Genomic DNA, 20,360 nt, shown 5'->3' on the forward strand with positions numbered 1-20,360 from the left:
CTGTTTCTTTAGCTTTGTAAATATAAAATTAAGTATGAAATCGGTGGTTGAAAAAATCACCGAAGTTTCTGTACCTCAATTGCTTGAAATTTACAATTTTTCCCTTTTAGTAGCAGCTTGGTTTTCGGGAGCTTCTTCAGCTCGCTCTGCTGCGGGAGCTTCTTTAGTAATTGCTTCTGGATTTACTGATTTAGAAGCTACATCTATTTGTCCTTCCGCATTAGTATTTGGTTTTGCCGTACTGCTTTTACCAGTAGCATTTTTATTATCTGACATAAATAATTAAAATCAAAACATTAGTTCTCGTACATTTTGACTAAAAGCTTAAAATAATTTGTCGTACTAAAGATAGAGTTGAACTGAGGCTGATAAAATGGAGCTACTCAAGAATATCTGAGTATGGCTCGCTAAAATCGTCTATTCTCCACTTCGCATTTAGATACAATAAACACAAAGCCAATAGATTTATTCAAGGAGCAGTTTGGGAGTGGCAGTAAAACCAGAGTGGTTGAGAGTAAAAGCACCGCAGTGGCAGCGCGTCGGTAGCGTAACTGAGATTTTAAGAGATTTAAATTTAAATACTGTTTGCGAAGAGGCTTCTTGCCCTAATATTGGCGAATGTTTTAACGTCGGTACGGCAACATTTTTAATTATGGGTCCTGCTTGTACTCGCGCATGTCCTTATTGTGATATTGATTTTGAAAAACAACCCCCAGCACTTGACCCTCTAGAACCTTTACAGCTAGCCGAAGCCGTAAGCCGCCTCAAGCTCAATCATGTAGTGATTACCTCTGTCAACCGCGACGATTTGTCTGACGGAGGGGCTTCACAGTTTGTACGCTGTATTGCAGAAATTCGTAGAAGTTCACCCCAAACTACTATCGAGCTACTGATTCCCGATTTATGCGGTAACTGGGAAGCCTTAAGCACAATTTTGTCGGCACAACCCGATGTACTCAACCACAATACCGAAACTATCCCACGGTTGTATCGACGGGTAAGACCACAGGGAAATTACCGACGTTCTTTAGAAGTCTTAGAACAAACTCGTGCGATCGCCCCTTGGGTATATACTAAATCTGGTATTATGGTGGGTTTGGATGAAACAGATGCTGAAGTCTGTCAGGTCATGGAAGATTTACGCCGCGTTGATTGCGATATTTTAACTATCGGACAGTATCTGCAACCATCTACCCACCATTTAAAAGTTAAAGAGTTTGTCACCCCCGCTCAATTTGCACGCTGGAAAGAATTAGGAGAGTCTCTCGGTTTTCTTCAGGTTGTTTCTAGTCCTCTTACTCGTAGTTCTTACCATGCAGAACAGGTTAGGGCTTTGATGAAGCTTCATCCTCGTAGTAAGCCGACTCATTTGTCCGTATAATCCATTAGCTTTATAGTTTCTTCAATCTTTGACTAGATACTTTGACTAGATAGATTTTTGCTGGCGGCAAACAGCAGCTTTAATTGTTAACAAACGTAAAAACTCTTGCTTTTAAGGAACAAGTAACGTTTCATTAGCTTCCTCACACCCATAGAGTTGTAAATTGCCATGTCTTCATTAGCTTGACGACATAACCCTTTAAGAAAATTAGTTAGGTATAAATTCTTATTGTTAACAATACATAAGTTAAATTACTGACTAGTTTCAAAAAAACTTTTCAGAAATGTTCTTTTTTTCTGCAAATTGGGCAACCTATTCCCAGAGAAGTTAATCAAACCTAATTTCCACGCTAAGTCATCAATTAAGAAATTCTTATGCTTGCCAGTTCTTTATCCGTTGAAACTAAAAAAGCCAATTCTTCAGCTACCGATCCCACAATAGATTTGGAAGAAAAAGAAGAAAATTCTAAATTTGCAGAAGACGATTTAGTAGAACTCGACTTGGAAAACCTCGATCCAGACTATTCTGGTAAGACAAATCGCACTACTACCGATCTTGTAAGGCTTTATTTACAAGAGATTGGTAGAGTTCCCCTACTAGAAAGAGACGAAGAAGTTTCCGAAGCTCAAAAAGTTCAACGCCACATTAATATTTTAGAGCAACGAGCCGAAGCTGCCAAGAGCGGCGACCAAATAATGCAAGAATTCGTGGCATTAGTTGATGTTCACGATCGTTTAGTAACTCAACTCAGTCATCGTCCTTCTTTAAAACGATGGTCTAAAGCCGTAGGAATTGAGATTCCCGACCTAAAAGCCCTTTTAAAACAAGGCAAACAGCGCTGGGCAGAAATTGTCGGCTGTGATGTAAAAGAATTAGAAAACATTCAAAAAAGCGGTATTCGTGCTAAGGAACACATGATTAAGGCGAATCTGCGCCTAGTGGTTTCGGTAGCTAAAAAATATCAAAATCGCGGCTTAGAGCTTTTAGATTTAATTCAGGAAGGGACTCTCGGACTAGAAAGAGCCGTAGAAAAGTTCGATCCTACCAAAGGCTATCGTTTTAGTACCTATGCTTACTGGTGGATTCGCCAGGGTATTACTAGAGCGATCGCTACTCAAAGTAGAACAATTCGTCTTCCCGTTCACATTACCGAAAAACTCAATAAAATCAAAAAAGCTCAGCGCAAGATGTCTCAAGAAATGGGACGCACGCCTAAAATTGAAGATCTCGCCCAAGAGCTAGAAATGTCTGCGGCGCAAATTAGAGAAGTATTATTGCGCGTACCGCGTTCGGTTTCTTTAGAAATAAAAGTCGGTAAAGAAAAAGACACCGAACTAGGAGATTTGCTAGAAACTGAAAGTGCTTCTCCCGAAGAGACTCTAATGCGAGAATCTTTGCAAAAAGATTTAAATTATTTGCTTTCCGAACTTACTAGCCGCGAACGGGAAGTAATTCAAATGCGTTTTGGTTTTGGCGGTGAAAAACCCTTTTCTCTGGCTGAAATTGGTCGCTGTCTGGAACTATCTCGCGAACGGGTCAGACAAATTGAAGCAAAAGCTTTACAAAAATTACGTCAACCCCGCCGCAGAAACATGATTAGAGATTATCTCGAATCTTTGAGCTAACCATGCTGTAAGTAGGAATATGTACCTGCTCTAAGACGTGTTCCTACTCTAATATAGTTTCGCGAATTTTACCTGCTTCAACCGACATAATCTGAGAGTCCTGAATCCAATCGTGGTTAAATGAACCCAGATGGGTTGTAGTAATTAAAGTTTGAAAGCGATCGCCAATAGCGGCTAAAAGCTGGTTTTGTCGATTGGGATCGAGTTCGGCTAACACATCATCAAGCAATAACAGGGGGGGTTCTCCTACTACCTCTTCAATTAATTTTAATTCTGCTAGTTTTAAAGCTAAAACTAAGGTGCGTTGCTGTCCCTGGGAGCCGTAATACCTGGCTGGAGAGCGATCGATACTAAATTCAATTTCATCTCGATGAGGACCGACGACGGTTTTTCCCTGGTAGTATTCTGCCGTGCGTCGCTGTTCGATTTTGTCTAAAAAAGCCTGCTGTACCTTTTCTGGCTCGTCTTCCGTCCATTCTACGTTAGGAAGATAGTTTATTTCCAACTGTTCGGTTTTGCTGCTAATGCGATTGTGCCAGGCGCGAGCAATGGGTGTTAGTCTGGCTAATACTCTGGCACGCCTTCTAGTTACTCTCGAACCTGCTGCGGCTAGTTGTTCGTCCCACAGTCGTAGCTGCGTATCGTAAGGTTTGCTAAATTCAGTATTTTTTGTAGCATCAGCTTCTCGCTCTAAACGAATTTTTTTAAGTAAAGCATTACGCTGACGCAAGACTTTGCCGTACTGTTGCAAAATATGAGCGTAAACTGGTTCTAGCTGAACTAATAAGCTATCGATCCAGTTACGTCTGGCATCTGGCGCACCGCGAACCAAATCTAAATCCAGACTGGAAAACTGTACGGCATTGAGTATGCCTAAAAAATCTAACTGGCGACGTAGAGCTTCGCGATTGAGAGCAACGGTTCTTTTTCCCTGACGGCGCAAAGTAAGGCTGAGTTGTGTCGTGCCGTAAGTTCGTTCTAAAATGCCTTCAATCTGACCGACAGGACTAGTATCTAAAATCAATTCGCGATCGCGACTGGTACGATGGCTTTTAAGAGTTGCCAGTAATTCTACTGCCTCTAATAAATTAGACTTTCCCTGCGCGTTATTACCGACAATTATGGTTTTTTGTGCCGTAAAATTTATCTGGCGATCGCCGTAATTACGAAACGATCGCAGATGCAGATTTTTTAGATACATTAAACTTATTCGCCTACCGAACTAGAAGCTAGTTCTGGTTCTCGATCTAGACGCTCTTTATCTCGACGGCGTTTTTTGGCATAAAGCTGGATAGTTATTATCATCGTCAAGACCAAACCTGCTATCAACCAAGTAGTAAGATCTAAAGGCAAACTATTTTTGAATACCGCCAATAATACAATTAGTACTAAAAAAACTGTTGGTGCTTCATTTAAAGCTCTAAACTGCTGTCCCGTCCACTGACACTCATTTTTTGCCAGCTTCTTCATAATTCGACGGCAATAGTGATGGTAACCAATAAGTAATAGAACTAAAGCTAACTTGGCGTGTAGCCAGCCAGATTTAAGAACTTCTGGTTCGGTATAGATTAGTCCCCCTGCCATAACTACAGTCACAATCATTCCTGGGGTGGTAATGATGCTGTAGAGACGTTTTTCCATCAACTCATATTGATTTTTTAAAATACTTCTGGCAGGTTCGCTCTCTTGTTCTGCTTCGGCATGATAGACAAAAAGACGCACTAAATAAAATAATCCTGCAAACCATACTACGATTCCAACCAGGTGAAAAGCTTTAAACCAGTAATAAGCCATAAATAAATAATTTTAATTTTTTTAAGTCTAGTCTTCTTTTGTGAGTGTATATTTTTCTTTGCGATCCAATACTACTTCGCAATAAAATTTTAAGTCTGAGGTTAAAATATCAAAGGTTTTATCTGTTTGATAATTTAACAACAACAGAACAGATCTGACATGGCTATAGTATTTAGCGAATCTCTCAAGGTCGAACGTATAGCGATCGCAATTGCCAGTCTTCCCGATCGTTGCATAGGTACCAAAATCGTTCAGCTATCGGATTTACATTATGACGGTATTTGCTTGTCAGAGGAATTATTGGAACGAGCGATCGCGCTAAGTAATCGCGAACAACCTGACTTGGTAGTAATAACTGGAGATTTTATCACTGACGATCCTACTCCTATTGTTCGACTGGCAGATCGGCTGAAAAATTTGAAGAGCAAAAACGGAATTTATGGTTGTTTGAGCAATCACGACGTTGCTACACCCTACGCCAAACAGGCGATCGTGCACGCTTTAGCTGACGTAGGAATTAAAGTTTTGTCTAATGAAGTTGCCTATCCTTGTGAACAAGAGTTGGCAATTGTAAGACTAGCAGATTATTGGTCGTCAGAATTTAATCCTAAAGAGGTTTTTACTCAAATTGCTCCTGACATACCGCGAATTGTTTTGTCGCATAATCCAGATTCGGCAGCAGTTTTAAAAAAGTGGCGTGTCGATTTACAGCTTTCTGGTCATACTCATGGCGGACAAGTAGTTATTCCTGGTTATGGTGAAGCCGCTCCTATTTTATTGCAATATCTTAGAAAAATAGTTCCCAAGTCTTTTCACAACTATTTTCCCTTTCTCAAAAATTGTTCGCAGGTCGTCAAATATTGGCAATGGTCGCAGGGATGGCATCAAATTGGCAGAAACCAGCTTTATATCAATCGCGGTTTGGGTTCTTATCCACCTGGTCGAATTTTTTGTCCTCCCGAACTAAGCGTAATCACATTAGAAGCTTAAAAATTTCTGCCATTTGCCATCTGCCCTCGTTTAATCTTCTTGGGGATAGCGAGTCCACAAATCCAATTCTTCTCGGAGACTTTGATAGTCCCCATTGCCCAAGATTAAATGGTCTAAAAGCGGAATTTGCAAACATTCGGCAGCTTTTAATAGCTGTTCGGTAAGCATAATATCCGCCTCAGAAGGTTCGAGATTACCTGAAGGATGATTGTGAGCGATAATCAGTTTTGTTGCACCCTGACGCACTACTTCTCTAAAAACTTCGCGGGGATGCACTAAAGTTTCGGTTGCCGTACCAATAGTTATAGTTTTGCTACCCATCAACCGATTTTTAACATCTAATAGTAGTACGGCAAATTTTTCTTGACTCTGCCACATTAAATCTTGGCTTAAAGCGGCAGCAGCAGCATCACAGTTATTTACTAAAACTCGTTCGTTGGGTCTAAATTGAAAAGTGCGCTTGCCTAATTCTACAGCAGCTACTATGGTTGCTGCTTTTGCAGGACCAATACCTGGAATCTCCATCAACTCTTGCGGATTAATATCTCGCAGTACATCGAGAGAAGAACGCTTGTGCTGTTCTAACTGTTTGAGAATGTACTGCGCCAAACCAATTGCCGATAATTTTCCTTTGCCCTGCCCCGTTCCTAGCAAAATCGCAATTAGTTCGGCAGTAGCTAAATTTTTTGCCCCCAAAGCCAATAATCTTTCGCGGGGACGTTCGCCTACAGGAATATCGGCGATTCTCAAACTATAGGTCATGTTAGCAAGTGTCGAACGGATGGCAACGAGTTTATAAGAATAAAAACTAAAGAACGCAAATAAATTTTTGTTTATTTATGCTCCTTGATATGTGGTAGCGAAAAAAACTTGTTTGGTGCTGTTTTTAAGCGGTTTTAAGTAATTTCAATGAATTTAATGCTACTATAACCTATTTGTTCTGAGTTTGTAACGCGATCGCTTGTTAAAAAAACAATATAGCAGTCAATTCGCCCGTTCTGCTTGAAGATAACCTATTATAATATCCACAAATGTTTATTTGGTTTCAAAAACATGGTTTTATCTAGAAATTTTGTCGTACACAAAATAATAAAGAAGCTTCCATTATCATTAAAAAAATACGAATTAAAACCGTCTTATAAAAGTTTTAATAGTCAAAATTTTATTAACAAAACTAATAAACCTCAAAATTTAGACGCTCGCGACCTCAAAAAAATAAACTATGCCTGTGGTAAGAAGTATCTGGAAAATTGGTTAAATGTAGATTTTTATTATAAAAATTCGTTTTTAATTCCAGATAAAATAATTTACTATCCTGTAGATTTAACTGCAAAACATCCCTTCCCCGACAACTACTTTGAATTTGGCTTTGCCGAAGATTTTATCGAACATCTACAACAAGTTGATTCAATTATTTTTCTTAATGAATGTTATCGTACTTTTAAAACAGGTGGAGTTTTGCGTCTTTCTTTTCCAGGGTTAGAAGGAGTTTTTCAAAAACACTATCAAACTATGGATTATGAAACCGTAATCAAAGCAAAAGAAGAAGCATTTACAGCTTACGGTCATTTTCATTTTTATTCTAGAGATGAGCTAAGAACAGTAGCAAAACATATCGGATATCGAGAAGTAAATTTTGTAGACTATGGTGCTTCTAGCTTTCCCGAACTAAACAATTTAGATACTCGAAAAGAACAAATTGGGCTTAATACTTATGTGGAATTGATAAAATAAATTTGGCATAGTGTTTGTCGCAATCGACAATAGTTAATTATTAGCAAATATTTTAAATTCTTAATTTTTACGGATAAATTAAAATTACCGTATTGTTTTATTTTTCAATTTCTAATTAGTTCGACTCCATCTTTACCATCGATATCTTGAAAGTAAACTTTTACCTTTTCTTCAGAGGCAGTCGGTAACTTTTTGCCTGTAAAATCAGGATGAATGGGCAACTCTCGATGACCTCGATCTACTAATACTGCTAAACGAATAGTTTCTGGTCTACCGTATTCAGTAACGGCGTTGAGTGCGGCGCGTATGGTACGACCTTTGTAGATAACGTCATCGACCAAAATTACAGTTTTACCAGTTAGATCGACAGGAATTTTGGTTTTTTCTGGAGTTCTAGTTCCAAAGCGATCGAGATCGTCACGATAGAAAGTAATATCGATCGCCCCTACTAAAATCTGCAAATTTTCTAATACTTCAATTTGTCTCGCTAATAAATGAGCCAGGGGTACGCCTCTAGTATAGATACCAATCAAAACCGCCTGTGACAAATCTCCAGTTTGTTCGACTATCTGAGAAGCCATGCGGGTTAATGTACGGCGAATTTCTTCAGCCGAAAGAATCTCTACAATTTTGGCTGGCATTTTTTAAGAAGTAGAAAGTTTTAAAAAACTATAACTTTTTTCTCTGTCTCCTCGTTACCTATTTTAAGGAAGGATTGGTTCTGGTTGAGAATTTTGACCTTTGCGAGGAACAATAGCCTGCATTTGCGGTGTATTTAATAACTCTTGAGTATCTTCAATTAAGCGATCGCCCCAGAGATTATCTTTTAAAAATTGTATATCTCCGTAGCGTTCGTCTAGAGCTAAAGCCGCTTTACCTAATTCGATCCCTTTTTCTCTGTCTCCCCGTGCATAATGAGCTACCGCCAAAGCCAGTTGAGGTTCTGCCTGTTCGGCATCGACTTCTAAGACGTTTTGCCATCTGGCGATCGCTTCTTCAATATCACCTTGTTCGTATTCTACCAAACCGACATTATTTAAAGCGGGCCAAAAGCTTGCTTCTCGTTCGAATGCTTGTTCGTAAAGATCGATTGCTTTATCCAATTCTTCTAACTTGAAATAAGTATTACCCAGATCGAATAATGCTTCGGGCGAATTTTCCTCTATTTCGAGTCCTGATTCTAATTTTTCTTTAGCTTTCTGATATTCTCCTTTTTGAAAATAGGCATTGCCCAAACTAAACAAAATCCCCTCTTGTTTTGGTGCTAGAGATTCAGCTTTTTGTAAAGTTTCAATACCGCGATCTAGTTCATCTTGCTGCAAATACAGACTACCTAGAATAAACCAAACCTCATAGTTATTAGGAGCCAACTGAGTAGCTAACTCGGCTCGCGGTAAGGCTAATTCGTATTGTTGAAATCTAATTAATTGAACCACATCTTGTAAAAGCTGTAATCCCTGTAATTCCAGTTGTTCGGAATCTAATTTTGGTACGTACGGCAGTAAAGCTTGCCCTCTAACTGGCAAAGCTACACTCGAAATACCAGCACAAGCTATTAATGATAAAAACCAGTTAAGTTTTGGCACAGTTTCGCCTCATTTGCAATCTAATAATGTTTGGCACTTGCGATCTTAGCAATAATCGCTACGAACATCATTGAATATAATACTAAGGTTTATAGCTCGTTTACTACTAAGGGAAGCAAAACTCAGCAATGCCGCGCTATAGCAACAGTATTTATGTAAAATCACTTTAATCGATAAATTTTTAAAATTTTTATTTTTTATAGTGCGATCGATGGAATAACAGTGGCGATCGCTGCTCTCAAGTGACAAAAATTTTATTTCAAAAGCCCAAAACCCGTTTAATTGCCGATTTCATCCATTTGAATTTCATATAAGTTAGCATATATATACATAAAGTAAACTTCGTTCGTAAAAGACTCAATTTGCTCGAATTCAGTCTTAAACATCGAGCATTTGTTTTTAAATTAGTAAAGTTTCTAATTTGCGTTTAATAAGTTGGTTTGATTGACGATTAGACTCTATTTTGTCTTACGGTAGTGTACCGACAACCCAGACAAAACTAACGCGATTCAAGCTAAATTCTATTTGAAAAAATTAATGATGGAAATTCCTGTTATTGGCAAAGTCAAACCTTCTTTACCCTGGTTTTTGGGTTTAACAACTACCTGTTTGATTTTAATTGGAGGAACGACTTATGCTATTTTGCAAAGTTCTCGTTCTAAGTTAGACATAGAAACTTTAACCGTAGCAGCAACCGAGCAAAATCTCAGTGTAGAAATCGAAGCTAGTGGTAGAGTCGAGCCAGTAAGAAGCGTTAACATTAGTCCCAAAGAGCCAGGACGTTTGGTCAAACTTCTGGTAGAACAGGGCGATCGCGTCACGACAGCACAAACTCTGGCAATAATGGAAAACTCCGAACAGCAGGTAGAAACCTCTCGTGCCGCAGCTGAACTAAGACAGAGCCAGGCAGGTTTATCGGAGGGTAAAGCCAAAATAGAAGCTGAAATCGTTCGGGCAAGAGCCAGACTCCAACAGGCAAGAGCTAGACTCCAACAGGCACAAGCCAGAATTCCCAGAGATATCGAACAGACCAAAGCACAAATTGACGCTGCCGAGTCCCGTCTCGAACTAGTAAAAGAGCGCAGAAGGCGCAATCAGTATCTTTTAAACGAAGGCGCGATCGCTCAAGATACTTTCGATGAGGCTTTGAACGAATATCAGAACGCACAGGCGACCCTCACCGAGCTAAAGCAAAGACTCCAGCAGCTTCAAATTACTGGTGACTCGGAAATTGCCCAGCTAGAAGCTGAAGTAAACGAGGCTCAAACCGACCTAAACCAAAGACAGCAAACTGCTGCGGCAGAAATTGAATCTCTACAGGCTACTACAGATGTTTCTCAGGCAGCTTTAGAGCGATCTCAAATTCAATATGCCGATACTATTGTTAAGGCTCCTTTTGACGGTATCGTCACTCAAAGGTATGCGGTTGAAGGAGCGTTTGTAACCCCCTCTACCTCGGCATCTAGTACCGCTTCGGCTTCGGCTACTTCAATTTTGGCTCTGGCACAGGGATTGGAAGTGGTGGCTAAAGTCCCCGAATTAGATGTGGGACAGCTAGAGCGAGGACAAAAAGTTAGAATCATCGCTGATGCCTATCCCGATAGCGTGTTTTTTGGTGAGGTAGCACAAATTGCTCCCGAAGCGATTATTGAAGATAACGTTACTTCTTTTGAAGTCAAAATCCGTTTGGTGACGGGACAAAACAAGTTACGCTCGAAAATGAACGTCGATGTTATCTTCTTGGGACAAGAATTAGAAGATACTTTAGTGGTTCCTACGGTAGCGATCGTTACCCAGAAAGGAGAAACGGGAGTAATGCTCCTCAACGCCGAAGACGAACCAGAGTTTAAACCCGTCAATATTGGATTGACCATTGAAGACAAAACTCAAGTTTTAGAAGGGTTAGAGGCAGGCGATCGCGTGTTTATCGATTTACCCGAAGAAAATAGAAGCGGTGGAGACGAGTAATAAGTTGTCAAATAAGACAAGTAAAATTTTTTAGATGAGTCATGACAGAACGAGAACAAAACCAGAAAATTAACGAGTCAGAATGAATTTAGCAGAAACTTTTAAAATGGCAACCTCGACCCTAATTGCCAACAAAATGCGTAGCACTCTAACCATGTTGGGAATTGTCATCGGTAATGCCTCGGTGATTGCTATGGTTGGTGTCGGTGAAGGTACGCAAACCCTAGCTTCAGAACAGTTTGAATCTTTAGGTCCCAACGTAATCTTTGTAGTTCCTGGTGCCGAAGAAGAACGGCGAACCAGCTTTAGTTTGCCCAAAACTCTAGTTTGGGAAGATGCGATCGCTATTAACGAACAGGTACCAACAGTCAAACAAGTTGCCCCTCAAGTTAGCGACAATGAGTTAATTACCTATCGCAATCGCAATACTAAAGAATCAGTCATTGGTACCACTCCCGAATATCTAGCCGTAAGAAGTTTCGATTTAGCTGAGGGCAGATTTATTAGCGATAGCGACCTCAAACGCAATCAGAGAGTAGTAGTTTTAGGCGCAGAAATCGCCGATCGCTTTTTTCTCCAACAAAGTCCTTTGGGTAAATCGATTCGGATTAAAAATATTAGCTTTAAAGTTATCGGCGTATTAGAAGCTAAGGGGGCTTTTTTAGGAGATAACCAGGATCGCAACGTTTATATTCCCCTGAGTACGATGGCAAATCAGATTGTCGGCGATACCTCCCCCTACGGTACGCAGCTAACGTTTATTTCTATCGCTGCTAATAGCGAACAGAGCATTCGCGCTGCTAAATTTCAAATTGAAAATCTCTTGCGGTTGCGCCATCAAGTTAGCGGCGAAGATGATTTTACCGTTCGGACTCAAAAAGATATTCTTCAGGTTGTCGGCACAATAACTAATGCTCTAACGATTTTGCTAGCGGCGATCGCAGGAATTTCTTTATTGGTAGGCGGTATTGGCGTGATGAACATTATGCTAGTAGCAGTCACCGAACGCACCCAGGAAATTGGTTTGCGTAAGGCAATTGGAGCAAAAGAAGGCGATATTTTAACTCAGTTTCTCATCGAAGCAACTATTCTCTCGGCAGCAGGAGGCGTTGTCGGCACGATTATTGGCGTAGGCGGGATTTTAATCGTCGGCGCAGTTTCTCCCCTTACTGCTACAGTATCTCCTGTGGCGATCGTGCTTGCTGTAGGCGTATCTGGCGCGATCGGTCTATTTTTTGGCGTTTTCCCTGCCAGAGCGGCAGCTAAGTTAGATCCAATTGTGGCGTTGCGGAGTGTTTAAAAACAAAAATTCTAATTTGACCTTCTTAAATTTCACAAAAATATTACTTTAGATTGAAATCTTCTCTAACCTGTTCTGATGATTTCGTAGACTATTTTCTATTGCATGATTTCAAGAAAAATTATAGAGATATCACTGATGGCTACTGCTAAGTGACTTGATATTTTATATAAAACAAGCTCAAAAAACTTTTATACATAAATTTTTATTAGCTAGTTTGAAATCGTTATTTTTCTGCTATTTATGCCGAAATCTTTAGAGCGAATAGAGAAAACAATAAAAAAAATAGATTTGCTGACTGACCCTTCGAGTAAACAATACGGACGACTGCTCAATTGGAAAAGTTCACACGATCCATTTTGGCATTATGGAATTGGTCTGTCCGATGTATATATTTTTGATACAGGTAAAGGATTACGTCCATTTAAAAAGAAAAGAGCAAAATTTGTTATCGGCATCAATAGCATTGCTTTTCAGCCAGATGTAACAATTGAGCGTCTCAAGCACGCTCTTTATGTTTTTGCCAATTGGAAATACACCACCTCTGGCTGGAATTGCGAGCATCTCGGTAGGTTGATTGCAACGGATAAACCTAGATGCTATCAAAGTCGTTCTGTATGGTGGTTATGCAATTTGACTCCAAAGGGCGACCATAAAACTGCACGTAAAATATTTCGGAATCATTTGAAAAAAGTTGAGCCAAAACTTGTTCGGTAATTGCTCAATATTACAACACTAAAGGAAAATCAACAGAAGCAAGACATAAATTTATCATCGCTTTTCTCTTGCTCTTACTACAGGATTAATGCAGCAAGAAAATTTATGAATCCCTACTATACGGAGATTGCTTAGAATAGTAAGCCGTACCAGAACTATTGTGCAGCTTCACCATTATGTCTCGCGATCGATACCTAGCGTTTTGGTAGAATGTAGGCGATCGCAATTGTCTATCCACATATTTATCCCTACTGATGGATGGCTAGATAAATATTTTTTGAGAGCCTTAAATAAGGAACAATTATCTTATTAACAGCTAGCTCTTAATCAAAGCTCAAATCGGTCTTCTTATTAGAACCTAAAGCCTCTTAAAAAACTAAGCTTGTTATCCAACAAACTATCCGTACTAGTTTCCAATCTCATAACTTAGTTGGGGAAAAATCAGAAATGAGAAGCTTAGTTTTTTTGCATTCAACTATATAAGGTTTGAGCTAGTGAAAAAGTTTTATTCCTACACCAACGTAATTTACGAAAACTGTGACTGCATTTTTCTTGCTTGAGGTGGATGGCAGGAAATATTTTAACAGTCTCTAGTTTTCTTTAATAGAGTTCTAAATAATATAATAATGGTACAAACGCAAAGCAAAATCGACAGTTCGCAGCACGAGCAGGTTGAAACCAAAAATCCTGCAACAGGTCAAACTCACAAAGTCTACGACAAGCACACCAAACAAGAAGCTGAAGGCATTATCGATAAAACCCACGAAGCTTTTTTAAAGTGGCGAGAAACTTCTCTAGAAGAACGCGCCGATATTATTCGGAAAATAGCACAAGGTCTTTCAGACAATAAAGAAGAGCTTTCGCGAATGATGGCGAATCAAATGGGTAAGCCTATTGCTCAGGGTAATAGCGAGGTCGATTTATGTGTAAATATTTGCACATATACTGCTGATAATGGTCCTCAAGAACTCAAACAGGAAGAAAGAAAGATTTCTAGCGGCGGTAGAGGAATCGTTTCTTACGAGCCAATTGGCGTTATTTTAGGAATGCAGCCCTGGAATTTTCCTTGCTACCAGGTCGTTCGCTACAGCATCGCCAACATCATGGCAGGCAATACGACTGCTTTCAAACATGCCGAAATCTGTTGGGAAACGGCGGAGAAGTTGAAACAAATTTATGAAGATGCTGGCTTACCTCAAAACGTGTTCAGCGTCCTATTTGTAGATGACGAAACGGTTGATGAATTGATTGCCCATGAGAAGGTGCGCGGTGTGACCATGACAGGTAGTGCCAAAGCTGGAAAAATTGTGGCTGAGGAGTCTGGCAAACATCTCAAGAAAACGGTTTTGGAATTGGGAGGAAGCGACCCTTACATTGTTTTAGAAGATGTCAAGCTAGATGAAATTATGGATACGTGCGTTCAGGGACGTGTTAACAACGCGGGTCAAACGTGCATTGCCGCTAAACGTTTCATTGTTTTAGACGACATCTACGACGAATTTAGAGAAAAATTTGTAGCTGCGATGAAATCTGTCAGCTATGGTCATCCCATTAATGATGAGCCAGATATGGGACCGATCGCCCGTGAAGATTTACGGGAAAAACTGCACGACCAAGTGCAAGAGTCTGCCCAGAAAGGCGCGACGATTTTGTGCGGTGGCGAAATTCCTAGCGGCGCGGGCTATTTTTATCCTGCAACAGTGTTAGAAAATGTGAAACCTGGTATGCCAGCCTATGACGATGAACTTTTTGGACCAGTTGCCACATTGATTAAGGTAAGTGATGAAGACGAAGCGATTCGTATTGCCAATGACCATCGATATGGTTTGGGTGGTGGAGTCTTTTCAGGGAATAGAGATCGCGCTATAAAGGTCGCTCATAAGATTGATACAGGCATGGTAAACGTAAATAGTTATAACCTGTCGCAGCCTAGTATGCCGTTTGGCGGTGTAAAAGAAAGTGGCTATGGACGCGAACACGGAGGCTTTGGCATGAAAGAGTTCGTTAATATCAAATCGATTATGATGAGCCAATAGAACGGAATTATTGCTCGATCGATCTATTTTATAGGTTGTGTTCTGTGTCACTCCATATAGAGGTATGCTTCGTGCCTAAAGCTTTATGGCATACCTCTTATCGTATTTGTATTAGTTAGCGAAATATTCTATCAATTGTGTTAGAGCGATTGTAGAAACTCGTTCGTTCTCGAAGTAGAAAACAGCAATTCGCTCGTTATTTCTCTATTGAAGTTAATTTAGAAGAGGAAGTTAGTTAACTGTAGCGCAACCTAATGATTGACTATACTTAGATGTTTGAGAATCAAATTAAAAACGTCAGTAGCCTCAATTTTTTCGGTGTTTAACAAGTCTTGCTGTTGGGTAATAAAAACGGGCGATCGCGCTAATGAAGTAGTAAGGTGACCGTGTGAACCTTTAACTAAACTGGCATCTAGCGGGATAACATCCATTAAATAGCGAAAGCCGAGTTTCTTTTGCAGTAACTTTGAAGCAACTTTTACCTTTGGTAATTTAATATGGGGATCTACAAAAAGCTCTACAGGATCGTAGCCTGGTTTGCGATGGATATCTACAGTGCGGGCAAAATCGGGAGCGTGGTTATCATCGAGCCAATAGTAATAGGTAAACCAAGCATCGGGATCGGCAACTGCAACTAATTCACCCGAACGAGAATGATCTAGATGATACTTTTGCTTTCCTGCTTCATCTAAAACTAACTCGATACCAGAGGTATTTTCTAAAATACTTTTTACTAGATCGAAACAGCTTGAGTCATTAATATATACTTGGGCAATTTGATGATCGGCGACGGCAAAAGCTTTACTAGCACCAGGAATCAAAATTTCTTTGCCTAATTCTTCTCTAACGGTAATTAAATTTTCCTGACGTAACAGGCGGTTGATGTGAATTGGCTTGTTTACGGGAGTAATGCCATATTCAGAGAGAACAATTACCTTTGCACCTCTAGCTTCGTAAAATTCGATCGCATCTTGGCACACACGGTCTATTTCTTGTAAGTCAGTTGCAATATCTTGAGGTTCGGTGCCGAGCTTTTGCAGACAGTAGTCGAGGTGGGGTAGATAAATTAAAGTAAGTGTAGGACTGTATTTTAGTTCGATTTTTTTTGCCGCTTCAGCAATCCACTGACTCGATTTTACCGAAGTATTGGGACCCCAAAAGTTAAATAGGGGAAACTGCCCTAATTCAGATTGCAGCCAGGGACGCAGTTCCATTGGTTCGGTGTAGATATCGGGTAGTTTTCTGCCGTCTGCGGGATACATAGGGCGGGGTGTTACCGCATAATCTACAGAAGAGTACATGTTGTACCAGCCAAAAAGATTGGCGCAGGTAAAATCGGGATCTAGCGATCGCGCTTTTTCCCAGATTTTAGGTGCTTCTACTAGATGATTAGACTGTCGCCACAGTTTGACTTCACATTCATCGCGAAAATACCAGCCATTGGCTACAATCCCATGTTTGTTGGGATTGGTTCCCGTGTAGTAGGTTGCCTGGGCGGTACAGGTAACGGCAGGTAATACTGGTTTAATTGAGGCTGTTTTACCCTGACTTTGCCAGCGAGACAGAAAAGGGGTATGTTCTCCAATTAATTGAGGAGTCAAACCAACTATGTTGAGAACGACAGTTTTATCCATAATTACGTTTAAATATTTACTAATAATAAAGAGCGAAAAGTATTTAAGTTGCCTGTTTACTATTCGTATAGGATTTGAAGCAAGGATGATTGATAATTCTCCTCGTCTCCTAGTCGACATACATCATTTCCTGATGAGGTAAAGCCAAAGTCTTTAAAACCCATTGATACTCTCTTTCAATGGAGGTTAAAATGTCCATTTTCATCTCTGGTGGTAAAACTTCCCAGGTATAGGTTTCAATTTCTAAATGATTGCAAACAGGATTTTCTGGTAAAAGCTGCAACACTTTAGTTAAATGTTCTTGAGTCGATTCAAATGGCTGATAGTTACGAATAAAAATCGGTACATGGAAGTGGGTGCGCCACTCTTGAGCTTTGGTAGTTGCTAGATGGGGTAGAGCTTGAGAAAGATCGGCATAATGCTGCAAAGTGCGATCGCCATGACGAGCAATTACCTGATGTAGATAGGTAGATTCGGCAAAAGCCGACAGTTTTTCTAAAATAACCTGCCTTTGTGCTGTTTCTGCCGATAGATCGATCTTTATCGCCGAACTAAGCTGAATTTTACCAATTTTAATCCCTGCATTTTTTAGCTTCTGAAGTACGTCCTCTGGTTCTTCGTATTCGACAGCAAAATGACAGGTATCGTAACAAACTCGAATGTGGTTTCTCAGCCATGACTCGGCTAATTCTTTACTAATTCCTAAATTTTGCTGTAGCCAGTTACCAGCTATAGGTAATAGCCAGTCATGAAAATAATTAATTACCTCAACTGTATTTTCCAGCATGGCATCGGGTTCTGGTTCGAGATCGAGATGAAGTAGTTTGCCCGTGTTATTTTGAATCTCTGCCAGTTTTGCTGCTATCTGCGCCAGATGCAGACTACTTTGATGTAAGGTTTTGTCTCTACCATTGGGATTATCTTGCCACCAGGGTTTATAAGATAGAGGTACAGTAGAAATTCCTCCATCGAGTCTTTCTGGTAAGAGAGTTGCCAGAATTTCAATTAGCCGTAAAGTATAGTCTACTCGTTCGACTGTAGACCAGTCGGGAGCATATACTTTATCTTTTACTACCTGATGGTGAAATCCGCCGTAGGGAAAACCATTGAGAGTAAAGACATACAAGTCATGTTCTTGCAGCCAGGTTTGAAATTGCAAGAGATTATCTTTAGCAAGTAGTTCTCTCACTGCTGCCTCTGCTAGCCTTAAGCCAATTCCCAAGGAGCGATTGTCCAGTCTGGCTTTTAATTTAGGAAGATATTGCTGGAGGTTATCTTTAACTTCCGTCCAGCTTTCCCCAGGATGGATGTTAGTGCAGTAGGTAAGATGAAAGTCGGTACCTGCTATTTTCACGGCAACTGTAATTTTTTTATTAGCTTATGCAGAAATGTTAGTCTCAATCATCTGCAACCACAATATTGCCTTTTGATACAAAGAAATGTCTACAGTATTTACTTCTATACCTCTACCGATTCCCTGTAGCAACATTATTGCCAACTCGCCGCCTATATGCTCTTTAAATTCAACTAAGCCTCGAAAAACACAGCTTTCGGAATTTGTATCATCTAGATCGATCGCCAGTTCGGGTACGTAGAGGCTAAAACCTAGCTGTTGTAAAGTTTTAATAATTTGCTGCCAATCTTTTTTGGTCAGCAATCCTTGCAAATAAGAATAGGTACAGTCTAAAGCGATACCGATGGCTACTGCTTCTCCGTGTCTGAGTCGGTAATTAGTTAAATGCTCTAGTCTGTGTGCCGCCCAGTGACCAAAATCTAAAGGACGAGAAGAACCCATTTCAAAAGGATCGCCGTAACCAGCAATATGATTGAGATGTAGTTGGCTACAGCGATAGATTAAATACTCCATAGCCTCGGAGTCACGATTTGCCAAATCTGCGGCGCGATCGCTGATAAACTGCCAAAAGTTACTATCTTTAATTAAGGCTACTTTTACCGCTTCGGCAATACCCGCTCTCCAGTCGCGATCGTCTAAAGTATTTAGAAAATCAAAGTCGTTGAGTACGGCAACGGGTGGCGCAAAAGTCCCTAAAAAGTTCTTTTTACCAAAGGCATTGATGCCGTTTTTAACTCCCACACCCGAATCATTTTGAGCTAATACGGTGGTAGGAATGCGAACTAGTCTAATGCCGCGATGGGCAGTAGCAGCAGCATAACCTACCATATCAATTACCGCACCGCCACCAATTGCCAGAATATAGGAGTGACGACACAACCCTACTCGTTCGACAACTTGATGAATTTGCTCTACCAAAGTCGGGTCATTTTTAGCAGCTTCACCGCCAGGAACTACAATAGGCTCGACAGCTAAGTTAATAATTTGGGAGTAAAAATTTGTATAATTTTGGATTTGCGCTACTAATTGAGGATGATGTTCTAATAAACCCGAATCAACTACGACGATTATCGATTTAGTAACGTTATCTCGATTTAAAACTTTAGCTAGTAAAGGATTGCTGGGTTCAAATAGTCCTCTGGTAAAGTGAACGTCGTAGTCAAACCTAACAGCAACACTTTGATGTAAAGACTCAATTTTTGAGGTGTTTCTTTCTTGTAGATACATAATAGTAAATTAATCTTAGTAGTTAGTTTAAGGATTTTATTAAAACAAGCTTTAAGCTTTTAGCCTTTAGCTAACGGCTACCGCGAAGCGGTTAAGTAACGGCAAACAAACGGGATAACAGACGCGATAGCGGCAATAATGCTAGCAAACACAAGCCATAAAGCCAGTTAGTAAAGCCTGCGGCTATAGTTGCATCTAAAACGATTAAAGCTAGTACTCCTGCTTTAACCGCCAGTTGAATTAGTTTGGCTTGAGGAGTTACAGCAGCTTTAACAAAGGCAGGTAAGACTAGGAAGGCAAACAAGACTAAAAACGGAAGTGTAATTAACACGTCGTACTGTGGTAAAAATCCCAAACCGAGAATACTGCCAATAACGAGCGCAATTAAAGCGATCGCCACGATACCAGTAGTTTTATCACCACCGCGAACTTCTCCTTGAGAAATAGCGGTAATGGCAGCAATGTAAACGATGGGAATTAAAGCTAAAAACCAGCGATCGCTTAAAGCCATAGGAACGGCACTAACTCCAAGTAGTAAGTTACCTCCCCGACAGGCACCCATATTCAAAGGACCTAAAAAAGTCTGGTGTTTGCCCCATTTATCGTAGATAAAAGCCGCTGCTGCTATAGTTATGGCTAAAACCGCACTGAGTTTTGAAACCATCGCAGCGGCTATAATTGCTGTTGATAACAAGGCTACTCCCAAAGCGATCGCGCCTTCTTTTGAAGCTCTACCGCTAGGAATGGGGCGTTCTGGGCGTTCGACGGCATCTAGTTCGGCATCGCAGACATCGTTGAGGACAACTCCACCGCCATATAGTCCCGTAGTGGCTAAAATTAACCAGCCTAAAGCTATAAAATTTGCTTCGTTGATTTCGGTACTAACCGCACCAGCGGCAGCGAAGCCGAGAAAAATATCTGCCCAGGCAGTAATGATATTGGCAGGACGTAGCAGTTGTAAATAAGCCCAGACAGACTGTGATTTTGTTGTGGTAGTAATCATTGTTATTTCTT

General features: G+C 40.3%; 18 protein-coding genes. 8 read left to right on the forward strand and 10 right to left on the reverse strand.

The window, feature by feature from the left end; genetic code table 11:
- Window positions 1-90: 90 nt before the first annotated feature.
- Entirely contained in the window at window positions 91-276 is a 186-nt protein-coding gene (locus KV40_RS16865; RefSeq protein ID WP_036483952.1) for a hypothetical protein, read from the reverse strand.
- Window positions 277-487: 211 nt separating this feature from the next.
- Here KV40_RS16865 and lipA point away from each other — a divergent pair, with 211 nt between their 5' ends.
- Entirely contained in the window at window positions 488-1,381 is an 894-nt protein-coding gene (lipA, locus tag KV40_RS16870; RefSeq protein ID WP_036483953.1) for a lipoyl synthase, read from the forward strand.
- A gap of 374 nt (window positions 1,382-1,755) precedes the next feature.
- A complete protein-coding gene (gene sigC, locus KV40_RS16875) occupies window positions 1,756-3,006 on the forward strand; it encodes an RNA polymerase sigma factor SigC (RefSeq protein ID WP_036483956.1) in 1,251 nt (416 codons plus the stop codon).
- Between the two features lie 43 nt (window positions 3,007-3,049).
- Here the strand turns inward: sigC and recF are convergent, their stop codons facing one another.
- Both recF and hemJ read right to left on the reverse strand, forming a co-directional pair.
- Window positions 3,050-4,207 (reverse strand): DNA replication/repair protein RecF, encoded by a 1,158-nt coding sequence (gene recF / locus KV40_RS16880; protein WP_036483959.1) that lies wholly within the window; start codon window positions 4,205-4,207, stop codon window positions 3,050-3,052.
- 5 nt (window positions 4,208-4,212) lie between these two features.
- On the reverse strand, window positions 4,213-4,800 hold the full coding sequence (hemJ, locus tag KV40_RS16885) for a protoporphyrinogen oxidase HemJ (protein ID WP_036483962.1): 588 nt from the start codon (window positions 4,798-4,800) through the stop codon (window positions 4,213-4,215).
- A gap of 159 nt (window positions 4,801-4,959) precedes the next feature.
- Here hemJ and KV40_RS16890 point away from each other — a divergent pair, with 159 nt between their 5' ends.
- Window positions 4,960-5,790 carry a metallophosphoesterase gene (locus tag KV40_RS16890; RefSeq protein WP_036483964.1) on the forward strand — a complete coding sequence of 277 codons (831 nt, stop codon included), beginning with the start codon at window positions 4,960-4,962 and terminating at the stop codon, window positions 5,788-5,790.
- Window positions 5,791-5,820: 30 nt separating this feature from the next.
- Here the strand turns inward: KV40_RS16890 and radC are convergent, their stop codons facing one another.
- Entirely contained in the window at window positions 5,821-6,552 is a 732-nt protein-coding gene (gene radC, locus KV40_RS16895) for a DNA repair protein RadC (protein WP_036483966.1), read from the reverse strand.
- A gap of 291 nt (window positions 6,553-6,843) precedes the next feature.
- Here radC and KV40_RS16900 point away from each other — a divergent pair, with 291 nt between their 5' ends.
- The gene (locus KV40_RS16900; RefSeq protein ID WP_036483968.1) at window positions 6,844-7,524 is read left to right on the forward strand and encodes a methyltransferase domain-containing protein; all 681 of its coding nucleotides are present in this window, start codon (window positions 6,844-6,846) and stop codon (window positions 7,522-7,524) included.
- Between the two features lie 104 nt (window positions 7,525-7,628).
- On the opposite strand, the gene pyrR is transcribed toward KV40_RS16900, so the two are convergent.
- On the reverse strand, window positions 7,629-8,165 hold the full coding sequence (gene pyrR, locus KV40_RS16905) for a bifunctional pyr operon transcriptional regulator/uracil phosphoribosyltransferase PyrR (RefSeq protein ID WP_036483970.1): 537 nt from the start codon (window positions 8,163-8,165) through the stop codon (window positions 7,629-7,631).
- 63 nt (window positions 8,166-8,228) lie between these two features.
- A complete protein-coding gene (locus KV40_RS16910) occupies window positions 8,229-9,110 on the reverse strand; it encodes a lipopolysaccharide assembly protein LapB (protein WP_036483973.1) in 882 nt (293 codons plus the stop codon).
- 540 nt (window positions 9,111-9,650) lie between these two features.
- Here KV40_RS16910 and KV40_RS16915 point away from each other — a divergent pair.
- The 4 genes from KV40_RS16915 to KV40_RS16930 all read left to right on the forward strand — a co-directional run bounded on the left by KV40_RS16915 (window position 9,651) and on the right by KV40_RS16930 (window position 15,131).
- Window positions 9,651-11,078, forward strand: coding sequence for an efflux RND transporter periplasmic adaptor subunit (locus tag KV40_RS16915; protein WP_036483975.1), 1,428 nt, complete (start codon window positions 9,651-9,653; stop codon window positions 11,076-11,078).
- A gap of 82 nt (window positions 11,079-11,160) precedes the next feature.
- Window positions 11,161-12,378 carry an ABC transporter permease gene (locus KV40_RS16920; protein ID WP_036483978.1) on the forward strand — a complete coding sequence of 406 codons (1,218 nt, stop codon included), beginning with the start codon at window positions 11,161-11,163 and terminating at the stop codon, window positions 12,376-12,378.
- Between the two features lie 243 nt (window positions 12,379-12,621).
- Window positions 12,622-13,095: a hypothetical protein gene (locus KV40_RS16925; RefSeq protein ID WP_036483981.1), complete on the forward strand. Its 474-nt coding sequence runs from the start codon at window positions 12,622-12,624 to the stop codon at window positions 13,093-13,095.
- Window positions 13,096-13,721: 626 nt separating this feature from the next.
- On the forward strand, window positions 13,722-15,131 hold the full coding sequence (locus KV40_RS16930) for an NAD-dependent succinate-semialdehyde dehydrogenase (RefSeq protein ID WP_052055709.1): 1,410 nt from the start codon (window positions 13,722-13,724) through the stop codon (window positions 15,129-15,131).
- 251 nt (window positions 15,132-15,382) lie between these two features.
- On the opposite strand, the gene KV40_RS16935 is transcribed toward KV40_RS16930, so the two are convergent.
- The 4 genes from KV40_RS16935 to eboC all read right to left on the reverse strand — a co-directional run bounded on the left by KV40_RS16935 (window position 15,383) and on the right by eboC (window position 20,349).
- Complete coding sequence (locus KV40_RS16935) at window positions 15,383-16,765, reverse strand: alkaline phosphatase family protein (protein WP_036483984.1); 1,383 nt, start codon at window positions 16,763-16,765, stop codon at window positions 15,383-15,385.
- Window positions 16,766-16,874: 109 nt separating this feature from the next.
- Complete coding sequence (gene eboE / locus KV40_RS16940) at window positions 16,875-18,119, reverse strand: metabolite traffic protein EboE (RefSeq protein ID WP_036483987.1); 1,245 nt, start codon at window positions 18,117-18,119, stop codon at window positions 16,875-16,877.
- Window positions 18,120-18,143: 24 nt separating this feature from the next.
- A complete protein-coding gene (locus KV40_RS16945) occupies window positions 18,144-19,346 on the reverse strand; it encodes a 3-dehydroquinate synthase (RefSeq protein ID WP_036483988.1) in 1,203 nt (400 codons plus the stop codon).
- 91 nt (window positions 19,347-19,437) lie between these two features.
- Window positions 19,438-20,349, reverse strand: a complete 912-nt coding sequence (eboC, locus tag KV40_RS16950) for a UbiA-like protein EboC (protein ID WP_036483990.1) — start codon at window positions 20,347-20,349, stop codon at window positions 19,438-19,440.
- Between the last annotated feature and the right edge of the window lie 11 nt (window positions 20,350-20,360).

This window comes from Myxosarcina sp. GI1 (assembly GCF_000756305.1).
Taxonomy (GTDB): Bacteria; Cyanobacteriota; Cyanobacteriia; order Cyanobacteriales; family Xenococcaceae; genus Myxosarcina.

What these genes read in the sequence shown, in the direction of transcription:
- KV40_RS16930 (WP_052055709.1), top strand. Translation starts at nt 13,722, where the DNA reads ATGGTACAAACGCAAAGCAAAATCGACAGTTCGCAGCACGAGCAGGTT.
- eboC (WP_036483990.1), bottom strand. Translation starts at nt 20,349, where the DNA reads ATGATTACTACCACAACAAAATCACAGTCTGTCTGGGCTTATTTACAA.
- pyrR (WP_036483970.1), bottom strand. Translation starts at nt 8,165, where the DNA reads ATGCCAGCCAAAATTGTAGAGATTCTTTCGGCTGAAGAAATTCGCCGT.
- KV40_RS16920 (WP_036483978.1), top strand. Translation starts at nt 11,161, where the DNA reads ATGAATTTAGCAGAAACTTTTAAAATGGCAACCTCGACCCTAATTGCC.
- KV40_RS16945 (WP_036483988.1), bottom strand. Translation starts at nt 19,346, where the DNA reads ATGTATCTACAAGAAAGAAACACCTCAAAAATTGAGTCTTTACATCAA.
- recF (WP_036483959.1), bottom strand. Translation starts at nt 4,207, where the DNA reads ATGTATCTAAAAAATCTGCATCTGCGATCGTTTCGTAATTACGGCGAT.
- radC (WP_036483966.1), bottom strand. Translation starts at nt 6,552, where the DNA reads ATGACCTATAGTTTGAGAATCGCCGATATTCCTGTAGGCGAACGTCCC.
- KV40_RS16865 (WP_036483952.1), bottom strand. Translation starts at nt 276, where the DNA reads ATGTCAGATAATAAAAATGCTACTGGTAAAAGCAGTACGGCAAAACCA.
- KV40_RS16935 (WP_036483984.1), bottom strand. Translation starts at nt 16,765, where the DNA reads ATGGATAAAACTGTCGTTCTCAACATAGTTGGTTTGACTCCTCAATTA.
- KV40_RS16890 (WP_036483964.1), top strand. Translation starts at nt 4,960, where the DNA reads ATGGCTATAGTATTTAGCGAATCTCTCAAGGTCGAACGTATAGCGATC.
- hemJ (WP_036483962.1), bottom strand. Translation starts at nt 4,800, where the DNA reads ATGGCTTATTACTGGTTTAAAGCTTTTCACCTGGTTGGAATCGTAGTA.
- sigC (WP_036483956.1), top strand. Translation starts at nt 1,756, where the DNA reads ATGCTTGCCAGTTCTTTATCCGTTGAAACTAAAAAAGCCAATTCTTCA.
- KV40_RS16915 (WP_036483975.1), top strand. Translation starts at nt 9,651, where the DNA reads ATGGAAATTCCTGTTATTGGCAAAGTCAAACCTTCTTTACCCTGGTTT.
- KV40_RS16925 (WP_036483981.1), top strand. Translation starts at nt 12,622, where the DNA reads ATGCCGAAATCTTTAGAGCGAATAGAGAAAACAATAAAAAAAATAGAT.
- KV40_RS16900 (WP_036483968.1), top strand. Translation starts at nt 6,844, where the DNA reads ATGGTTTTATCTAGAAATTTTGTCGTACACAAAATAATAAAGAAGCTT.